Consider the following 6,874-nt stretch of genomic DNA (forward strand, 5'->3'; position numbering starts at 1 on the left):
GGGGCATCATCCCGCGCATCGCCCGCCGCGGGATCGAATCCAGCCAACGCCTGGGACGCCACCGCTGGGTCGTGGAAAGGACGGTCTCGTGGCTGGCTGGCTGCCGCCGCTTACACCGGCGCTACGAACGCCGGGCCGACCACTTCGCGTCCTTCGTCGCCATCGCTGCAGCTCTCATTTGCTACCGCCGACTCACCAAATGAGTCACTGTCTTAGGCCGAGCCGTAGCGCGGTCACATCGCCGTATCCGGCGTCGGCCACCACCAGCGGCGGGACCCGCCCCCAGGCGGCCAGCTCATCGAGCATGTCCAGCGCCTGCTGCCATTTGGGACGGTGCCGCTGATCGTCGGGGATGGCGCCACCATCGACCAGCACGGGAAACGCCCGCCATCAGCACGTGATCGACACCGACTGGGAGCTGACGCGGCCGCTCGTAGTCGGATCGGTCCTCCACACGGGCAGGGTCGACCACAGCAAGGTCTGCGGCCCAGTCGTTTCGGATCTGGCCGCGCCCCGCCAGACTGAAGCGTTGAGCAGGACGGCCGGCCAGGTGGACGGTTGCCTGTGCCCATGTCCAGTCATGGAGGTGGCGCACGTGCCAGCCGAGGAATCTCGCGGACGCGCCGAAGCTGCGCGGATGCGGATGAGTTCCGCCGTAGAGGCCGTCGGAACATCCTATCTGCGCCTCATGGCGCAGCACTTGTCCGGATGTCATCCTCCGTGATCGCCTCCGATCTCGCGAATAGGCAGGCCACTGCGAGGTCGCAGTCAACTAGCAGGTGGATGAGGAGTCTGGGAGATCGCAGTCCGCCCGCCTGGCGGCCTCGATGAGCGTCATGCCCTCGGCCCAGCTGTACTCGGAGCTGGCGGCGTGTGCCAGTGGCCCAGGGCGGGGTGGGTGGTGACGCGCTGCCGGACATACTGCTCGGCATCAGGGAGTGCGAAGCAGGCCAAGGTGGCGTCAGGGCCGCCAGCCTGCCGTGGTAGGGACAGCAGCGCCATCGCGAGGAGCGTGCTGCCGCAGGTATGGGTAGGAGTCGAAGGTCAGGTCTATGCTGTCGGCGCGTGCCTGGTTGGCCAAATCGACCAGTAGACCGCCTGGCCCGTGGTAATGCGAAATGGGCACCGCGACATGGCTGGCGGCGCCGATGGACCGTACCTTGGACACCCCTGGCCAGCGGCATTGGCGTAACCACGCATATGGGTGACATAGACACCGTCGCAGGCGGCGACCACACGGGTGAGTTCCGCCCACTCCGCTGCGTCGGCGTGCGCCCCAGGCATGTACTCCCGGCCGCTTGACAGTCCGACGGCACCCTCGTTCATCCCCTGCCTGACCATGTCCGCTATCGTGGCGAGCGCGCCGTCGTCGGCCGGAGGTTGACAGCCCGAGGACGGCATGCCATATGGTCGCGGCAGGAACCGATAGGCCACATTGACGGGCACGGCGCGATCACACCCTGCGAGCAGGTCGGCCACTGTACCGCCGTTGGCCAGTCCGGTTGGTTGCGGCCCGTCGACCGTGCCGAAGTATCGGCGCACGTACTCCACTGTGGCCGCCCCCTGCAGGCGCATACCCAGCTCGTCCTGTCCGAGAATCACCGTCGATCCCCTGTCGCAACAGGGCCGCCCACGTCTCGGAGGACTGCGGTGCACCCACGGCATGTAGGTGGGTGTCCACGAAACCAGGGAACATCGTGTGTGCCACTTCGGCTCGGCGGGCTGCCCGTGCGTCTTGCGCGCGTCTTGCGCGCTCCGGCAGAGGTTTGCTCAAGAAGGCCGTCGGTGACAATGACCCTACAGGCCGCCGAAGGGCACACTGCCGGTGTTTGATGACCTTGCCAGCCAGCCGGAACCGGCGGCCTCCACCGACGGTGTGCGAGGGTTCCTGGCACGAGCCCACGACGATCTCCGCCGCCTCGCTGGAGCGCATGTCGGTCAGCGCGAACAGGATCATCCCCGCAGCGGTGAGCAGGACCGCCCTCAGCGATAGCAACTGCGTATAGCCCAGTGGCTCGGTCCACGACACCTCCTGCCCATCCCCGGCACGCGGGACCAGCGCGGCCTCACGCGCCCACGGGTGTTCGGCGCCAACGCGCTCCAGCGCGTCCTCCAGATGGAGCAGGAACGTGCCATGATCCGCGTGCCCAGGTCGGTGGGGCCTGAGTTGGCTCTCGCGCTGAAAGGGGCCACGGGGGTGCGTGCGGCGCGGGTGCAGCAGCTCCACCAGCTCCGGGTGCAGTCGCCGGTAGCCGAAAGGTTCACTCAGCTCGCGCAGGCTCACCTCCAGGAGCGGGTCACCACGATCCCACCCCAGCTTGATCTTCGAGCTGATCTGGCCGGCTCCAGCTTCGGAAACGGCCTGCCGCAGCGAACCTGCTCGGCCAGCCGGGTGCGAACCACGTCGGCGAGCAGCAGCGGAGCCGTATACTTCAGCCCGTCGTCCCTGACCGGGGGCGGCATTGGCCTCGGCGATCAAGGTGGCGTGCGGCCCCACCACGTCGACCAGATACGAAGCCCCCGCCAGCAGCGGCCGCAGGACCTCATCCGGTACCGGCCCGACCTTGTTGACCGTATCGAACTTCTTGCTCACGACCTCGCTGATCGTTCCCCCTCCCACGGCATGAACCTTTCGGCGTAGCGGTCGCCGCTGCAGAGCTCTCCATAGAGGGTCAGAGTCTGGATGGCCCGCACCTTGATCACCATCGTCCCCGGCGTCAGCCGGCGCGCCTGGCCCCTGCCCGGCCAGCTCATCCAGCTGTCCTCTAGGAACTCCTCGCAGTCGTCCTGCGTGACCTCGCCGAGGCGTTCGACGCCCTGAGCGGTCAGCCAGTTAAACCAGGTCGTCATCGCCCGCAGCACCTGCCAACAGGTGCGAGGGTTGCGTTTGTGGCGCGGCGCATGCGGCAGCACCGCGACCTCTGGGTGACGAGGGATCATCAAGGCCAGCAGAGTCTCCTTGGCCACGACGCCCCAGGAAGAAGGCTGGCATAGCCCTTCTCATGTCGCGGCTCGGAACGCATCCGCCGAGAAGCAACCGCGAGAAATCCCTAGGATGTCGCATGCGCCATGGCGCATTCTTTACAGGAGGTTCCGTGACCATCCCCACCCCGTCAATCACTCCACCGCCAATAGGTGACGAACTCCCCGAATGGCTGCGCCCACGAGTCCCTGCGGGTTTCAAGCCCCTGTCCTCGCCAGCACGGCTCTGCTGCATCATGCAGAAGGGCGGCTCCGGGAAGTCCACCACTGCGGTCTGTCTCGCCTGCGAACTCGCCCTAAAGGGCTTCCGTGTCCGAGTCTGGGATGCGGACGCCCAGCGCGGCGGCGCCACACATTGGCTTGCTCCGCAGCTCGGTGACGGAGCGGGTGAACCCGCAAACCTGCTCCATCTCTTCAAAGGTGAAGCGTCGCCCGACCAGGTCACCTACCCGACGCGGGTGCCGAACCTGTACGTTGTCCCGTCGTACACCTCGCTCAAGCAGGTCGAGCTCGCACCACCGCCAGGTGTCGAGCAGGTCATCGACTGGGCCATCAACAACACCAGCGAGCCGTTTGACGTCGAAATCACCGACTGCGGGCCTACCCTCGGGCAGCTATCGGTGGCCGCGCTTGTGGGGGCACCGAACGTCGTCATCCCACTCAAGGCCAGCGGGTTCGATTTGGACGCCCTGACGGAGCTGAACCGCACCCTGGCTCTCACCAAGCAGCGACTCACCCCGCACCTCCAGATCGTCGCCGTCCTGCTGTCAGAAGTCCTCAAGTCGAACCTCACCAGTGAAGTGTTCGAGGCCCTATGCGGCGACTATCCCGACTCCCTCGTGATGGGTGTCCGGCAATCGGTTAAGGCTCGCGAGGCGTCGCTGGAGTCGATCCGGCTGCCGCTGCACGAATACGCGCCGACCGCCACCGTACGCAAGGACTTCCAGTACCTCGCCACCCAGTTGGTGGAGGGACGTGCCGTATGAGCAAGTCGCCAGGACCGCGTTTCAACATTGGATCCACGAAGCGGACCGCTGCCGCGAGCGTCTTGGACGAGCTCATCGGTAAGGTGCCGCCACAGGGCGCGTCGATCGCCTCCGAAGGTGAGATCATCGGTACCGTCGTGCCCGCGCCAGTTGTTGCCAAATTTGGCAACGAGTCCGAGCCGCCCACGCTAGAAGAGTGCGAGCAGCACATCCGCACGGTGACCACCCAGTGGTTGATCGGCGTCGGCCGGGCCTTGCGTGCCATCCGTGATCACGAGTTGTACAAGCAGGCCGGGTACGACTCGTTCGGATCATATCTTCGCCACCGGCTTGACATGGGGGTGCCGCAGGCCTCCCGCCTCATCCAGTCCGTCCCGGTCGTGGAAGCTCTTGAAGGGCGCACCGACCGGGAAATCAAAGAGGGTCAGGCCCGCGTTCTGGTACCCGTGCTCAAGCACGGGGAGCAGGCCGTACGCGAGGTGTGGGACACGGCCGCGCACTCCGGTTACCCTTCGGCCAAGGTGCTGGAGCGAGTGGCCCGCGAGAAGGGATACCTCGACGGCGGCCCGGAATCCGAGGAGCGGCCGCCACCAAGCCCTAGTGGGCCAGTCTCTCCCGTCCTCGTGCGGTATCAGAAGGCGCTGTCGGCATTCGAGGACCTGCGTGGGCTGAGCCAGCTCGCGAAGGAGGAGCCGGACGCGGCGCGACACATCGCGTCGAAGCTGCGGGAGGCCTTGAACGAGCTGGAGACAGATCTCTCGAAAGGCGAGTGACTAAACCGGAGGGCGCCCACCGGCTACGGCGGGTGCCCTCCGGGGTTCAGGACCGAATGACGCAGGCGTCAACGAGATGCCCCTCCCTCACCCCGGCGGCAGCGCCCATCGCAGCCTCGGCCGCCAGGTGTCGATGCGCTCGGTGTAGGCATGCGGGGCTCGATGAGATCCACGCGCCGGGCATGAGATTGAATGCCATCCGTCTACCGCCCTCACGACGCCGCAGCCGTGTCTCGGCGATCCTGTCGCCTTGGTGCAGCAACCCCCAAGTGATCGAGATCTGGAACGCCAAGAACGTCGACCATGCCCGCCGCGCGGTCAAGGAGTTCGAGGCCGCCTGCGGCGTCAACATCCCAAGGCCGTCGCGAAGGTCCTCAGCGACCTGGGCCCGCCCAAATCGATCCACAGGTCTTGACTATTCCTCTTGGCCGCCCCATCAGTCCTTTGGCCCCGAGATCGGTTGAACGGCACTCGCTCCTTCTGATGACTCGCACGCCGCGAAAGGCGTTCATCATCTCGGTGAGCTGAGGATTGTCGCCACGCCATTGGCCGGTGACGGTCTCGTTGCCCTCTCCCGCGCCGGGCACCGCCTCCAACTGACGTCCTAACGCCCGGCGCCCCGTAGCAGATCCGATGCCTACCGGCTGGGCAGCATCAGAGGGTGATCCACCACAAGTAGCCCGAGATCATCACCAGCACCCGCGGACGCCTGGCTGTCCATGCCCCAGGGGCACGTTCACCGGTGAAACCGTAGGTCACCCGAGGTCACTCATCCGACTGAGAGATCGTCCGTGAGACCGGGTCCGGCGGCAAAATACGCGGCCGCAGCTTGCGAACACGGTATCTCAACACGGCACGCGCGTTGCCGGTCGATCCGCTCTGCGGCTCGGCCGGGTCCACGATCGACCCCGTGGCTGACGTTAGTAGGGCAACGACGCTTCCGGAGCCAGCGCCTGCTGCCATGCCAAGCATAGAGCTGTCACCAGCGTCAACCGCCAAGGCTGGGACTGCCACCATTCCGGGCGGCATCTCCTGCCGAGACGTGCCTACTGATGTCCATCCCCTGAAAGCGTGGAGACTCGGTTATGCGGCGATGGCCTCCTGAGACCTCGCCTTGGTGGCTGTTCGCGCGGTCATGATCTGCCGCTCGTAGACGATCGGGGGTAGCCCGTCGGCGGCGCTATGTCGGCGGCGGGTGTTGTAGAAGTCGGCGATCCAGGTGGCGATCTTGAGGCGGGCTTCGGCCCGGGTGGCGAAGTGATGCCGGTGGGCGTATTCGACCTTGAGGGTGGAGTTGAACGATTCGGCGGCGGCGTTGTCGAGCGCGCAGCCGACCCGGCCCATCGATTGGACGACGCCCCAGCGCCGGCAGGCGTCCTGGAAGCGGGCGGCGCTATATTCGCTGCCGCGGTCGGTGTGAAAGATCACCCCGTCGACGGTGCCGCCGCGGGTGACGGCTGCCATCTGCAGCGAGGCGATGGTCAGCGCCGCGTCGTGATGCTCGGACATGGCGTAGCCGAGCAGCCGGCGGGAGAACAGATCTTCGACCGTGGCCAGGTAGAGCTTGCCCTCGTCGGTGACGATCTCGGTGACGTCACCGCACCACAACACGTCCGGCGCGACCGCGGTGAACGTGCGCCGGACCAGGTCGGTGGCGGCGGGGCGTTTGCCCTGACGGGTCAGCGACCGGCGTCTCTTGGCCGCTCTGCCGGCTAAGCCGAGTGTGGCCATGCGTCTGGCGACGGTGTTCTCCGATACCCGCCATCCCGCCTCGTGCAGATCACGAGTGATGCGCGGGCTGCCGTAGGTGCCGCCCGAGGCGATGAACCTGGCTTCGATCACCGCGTCCAAGTCCGCGCGGCGCTGCTGCCGGGCCGTCGGTGCCCGGTCGCGCCACTTGTAGTACCAGAACTGCGAGACGCCCAAGGCTCGGCAGGTCAACGCGTGGGGCACGCCGTAGTCGGTCTTCTGGGAGCTGATGAAGGCCGCCACGTCTACCGGCCCATCGCCTCTCGAACCCACAAGACCACCGAGCGTTGAGGACTGTGAGACTGATGAGGCACCGCCCGACAAGCCAGGGCCTGACCCAGTTTGAGACTGGCCCGCGTGCCTTGGTGATGACCTGTCGCCCTG

At 66.5% G+C, this 6,874-nt stretch carries 6 protein-coding genes and 1 pseudogene; 3 read left to right on the top strand and 4 right to left on the bottom strand.

Annotation, left to right across the window (positions count from 1 at the left end):
• Positions 1-203, top strand: a 203-nt coding sequence (locus tag ABFX50_RS50065; protein ID WP_346158207.1) for a transposase, incomplete at its 5' end; no start/stop codon positions are given.
• Positions 204-213: 10 nt separating this feature from the next.
• Here ABFX50_RS50065 and ABFX50_RS50070 read toward each other — a convergent pair.
• The 3 genes and pseudogenes from ABFX50_RS50070 to ABFX50_RS50080 form a co-directional block, all read right to left on the bottom strand.
• A pseudogene (locus ABFX50_RS50070) lies at positions 214-357 on the bottom strand (transposase); the annotation flags it as partial.
• 1,096 nt (positions 358-1,453) lie between these two features.
• Positions 1,454-2,593 carry a hypothetical protein gene (locus tag ABFX50_RS50075; RefSeq protein ID WP_346158270.1) on the bottom strand — a complete coding sequence of 380 codons (1,140 nt, stop codon included), beginning with the start codon at positions 2,591-2,593 and terminating at the stop codon, positions 1,454-1,456.
• Positions 2,590-2,850: a hypothetical protein gene (locus ABFX50_RS50080; protein ID WP_346158272.1), complete on the bottom strand. Its 261-nt coding sequence runs from the start codon at positions 2,848-2,850 to the stop codon at positions 2,590-2,592. Before ABFX50_RS50080 ends, ABFX50_RS50075 begins: the two co-directional genes overlap by 4 nt.
• A gap of 245 nt (positions 2,851-3,095) precedes the next feature.
• Between ABFX50_RS50080 and ABFX50_RS50085 the strand changes: the two genes are divergently transcribed.
• Together ABFX50_RS50085 and ABFX50_RS50090 are read left to right on the top strand one after the other, a co-directional pair.
• The gene (locus ABFX50_RS50085; RefSeq protein ID WP_346158274.1) at positions 3,096-3,968 is read left to right on the top strand and encodes a ParA family protein; all 873 of its coding nucleotides are present in this window, start codon (positions 3,096-3,098) and stop codon (positions 3,966-3,968) included.
• Between the two features lie 62 nt (positions 3,969-4,030).
• Entirely contained in the window at positions 4,031-4,741 is a 711-nt protein-coding gene (locus ABFX50_RS50090) for a hypothetical protein (protein ID WP_346158276.1), read from the top strand.
• A gap of 1,083 nt (positions 4,742-5,824) precedes the next feature.
• On the opposite strand, the gene ABFX50_RS50095 is transcribed toward ABFX50_RS50090, so the two are convergent.
• Entirely contained in the window at positions 5,825-6,733 is a 909-nt protein-coding gene (locus tag ABFX50_RS50095) for an IS3 family transposase (protein ID WP_346158277.1), read from the bottom strand.
• Positions 6,734-6,874: the final 141 nt, after the last annotated feature.

Source organism: Nonomuraea recticatena (genome assembly GCF_039533245.1).
Lineage (GTDB): Bacteria > Actinomycetota > Actinomycetes > Streptosporangiales > Streptosporangiaceae > Nonomuraea > Nonomuraea roseola.

Coding starts and splice junctions, on each gene's coding strand:
- ABFX50_RS50080 (WP_346158272.1), bottom strand. CDS start 2,850: ATGACGACCTGGTTTAACTGGCTGACCGCTCAGGGCGTCGAACGCCTC.